Below are 2,491 nucleotides of genomic sequence, written 5' to 3'. Positions count from 1 at the left end.
ACATGGTACATCGCCTTGGACCCGGCTCGCCCGGCATGCCGTAGTCCCAGCGCTCGCATCCAGGGCTGGCCCTGCGGCCCGGGCGCCGCACTTCGCACCTCGTACTCCGCACTTCGTACTCCGCACTCCCACCGCCCCTGCTAGAATCCACAGTCAACCAGTCGGACAAGACGCCAGCCCCGAGAGACCCGACCCCATGGATATCCTGCTCGCCAATCCCCGCGGCTTCTGCGCCGGTGTGGACCGCGCCATCGACATCGTCGAGCGCGTGCTCGAGCTCTTCGGCCCGCCGGTATATGTACGCCACGAGGTGGTCCACAACCGCTATGTGGTGGACGACCTCAAGGCCCGCGGCGCCGTCTTCGTCGACGACATCGACCTGATGCCGCAGGGCGCCGTCTGCGTCTTCAGCGCTCACGGCGTGTCCCAGGACGTGCGCGCCCAAGCCGCCGAGCGCGGCTTACGCGTCTTCGACGCCACCTGCCCGCTGGTCACCAAGGTGCACCTGGAAGTGGCTCGCCATTGCAAGGCCGGCTTCGACGTGGTGCTGATAGGCCATCGCGGCCACCCGGAGGTGGAGGGCACCATGGGCCAGTGCGCCGCCGACGGCGGGCGGATGCACTTGGTGGAGGATCTGGACGACGTGGCCGCGATCAACGTGGCAGACCCCGAGCGTGTGGCCTATGTCACCCAAACCACGCTGTCGGTGGACGACACCGCCGGCATCATCGACGCCCTGCGCGAGCGCTTTCCGAGCCTGACGGGCCCTAAGAAGAGCGACATCTGCTATGCCACCCAGAACCGCCAGGACGCGGTGCGCGACCTCGCCGACCGCGCCGACCTGGTGCTGGTGGTGGGCTCCACCACCAGCTCCAACTCCAATCGCCTGCGCGAGCTGGCGGAGAAAGCGGGTACACCGGCGTATCTCATCGACGGCGCCGACGACATCCAACGCGAATGGCTCGCCGACGGCGCGCGGGTCGGCCTCACCGCCGGCGCCTCGGCGCCTCAGCTGCTGGTGGAACAGGTGATCCAGCGCTTGCGGGATTGGGGGGCCGCCGCGGTGGAGGAGCAGTCCGGCATCCGCGAGAACGTAACCTTTGCGCTGCCCAAGGAGCTTCAGCACACAGCCGGCGCCGGCTGACTCGACACTGCGGCCGTTCCCAACCGATACGCACCCCGGAGCCGTCCGCACAAGCCGCTCGCCAAGCGCTTGCACTTGGTAATCCTACCGTTGCTTCACCGCCTGCGGACATACGCATGACCGATAGCCAAGGCACCGACATCCTCGTCATCGGCGGCGGCGTCATCGGCCTGATGACCGCCCGCGAGCTGGCCGCTGCCGGCGCCGAAGTGACCCTGGTGGAGATGGGCGGCACCGGCCAGCAAGCGAGCTGGGCCGGCGGCGGCATCCTCTCGCCGCTCTATCCCTGGCGCTTCGCCGGCGCCGTGACCGCACTGGCCACCTGGAGCCAGCGCACCTACCCGGCACTCTGCACCGACCTCTTCGAGACCACCGGCATCGATCCCGAGTACAGCACCAGCGGGCTGATGATCCTCGATGCCGAGGATCATGCCGATGCGCTGGCCTGGGCCGCCGCCGAGCAGCAGGCAGTGATCACACTGAGCCGCAGCCGGATCAGCGAGAAAGAGCCCGGCCTGCACACCGATGTGCGGGAAGCGCTCTGGTTCGAGGAAATCGGTCAGGTCCGCAACCCCCGGCTTACCAAGGCCCTGCGCGCCGCCATCGAGCCCAAGGTCAGCATCCGCGAGCAGGAAGAGGTGCTTGAGCTGCGCGTACAGGACGGCCAGGTCCGAGGCGTGCGCACCGTCAGCGGCGACATCGACGCCCGTCGCGTCGTAGTCTGCACCGGCGCCTGGACGGCGGAGCTGCTGGCCAAGATCGGCCGCAAGCCCGATATCCACCCAGTGCGCGGGCAGATGATCCTGTTCTACGCAAAGCCCGGACAGATCCGCCACCTGACCCTGTTCCGCGAGCGCTACGTGATCCCCCGCAGAGACGGCCGTGTACTCATCGGCAGCACACTGGAGGATGCCGGCTTCGAGAAGCGCACCACCGCCGAGGCGAAAGAAGAGCTCTACCGCATCGCCACGGACATGTTCCCGCTGCTCAAGCGCAGCCCCATCGAAGACCACTGGGCAGGATTGCGGCCCGGCTCCCCCAGCGGCATCCCCTACATCGGGCCCTACCCCGGCGCCGAGGGGCTCTACGTCAACGCCGGCCACTTCCGCAACGGCCTGGTCACAGGCCCTGCCTCGGCACGGTTGCTCGCGGACTTGCTGCTCGGCCGCGACCCCATTCTGCCGCCCTCGGCGTACGCCCTGGATGCAGCCCGCGGCTGACCAGCCCTGAAGCATGACCGAGCCTCCCCAGCAACGGCGCCGTCGGGCAGGGCGTTGAGGAATTTGGTTGTCGCAAAAGCAGGGCTAGACATTCGCGCGGGACTTCGGCAGGATAGCGTCGGCAGAG

At 68.2% G+C, this 2,491-nt stretch carries 2 protein-coding genes; both read left to right on the top strand.

The window, feature by feature from the left end; all coding sequences use genetic code 11:
• The first annotated feature begins 196 nt into the window (after positions 1–196).
• Positions 197–1,144, top strand: a complete 948-nt coding sequence (gene ispH / locus CKO31_RS25515; RefSeq protein ID WP_200243560.1) for a 4-hydroxy-3-methylbut-2-enyl diphosphate reductase — start codon at positions 197–199, stop codon at positions 1,142–1,144.
• A 116-nt stretch (positions 1,145–1,260) separates the two neighbouring features.
• Complete coding sequence (gene thiO, locus CKO31_RS25510) at positions 1,261–2,364, top strand: glycine oxidase ThiO (RefSeq protein WP_200243554.1); 1,104 nt, start codon at positions 1,261–1,263, stop codon at positions 2,362–2,364.
• The last annotated feature ends 127 nt before the right edge of the window (positions 2,365–2,491 follow it).

Source organism: Thiohalocapsa halophila, assembly GCF_016583825.1.
GTDB classification, from domain to species: Bacteria; Pseudomonadota; Gammaproteobacteria; order Chromatiales; family Chromatiaceae; genus Thiohalocapsa; species Thiohalocapsa halophila.
The sequence above is the reverse complement of the archived record's forward strand: the minus strand, read 5'-3'. Positions and strand labels throughout refer to the sequence as shown.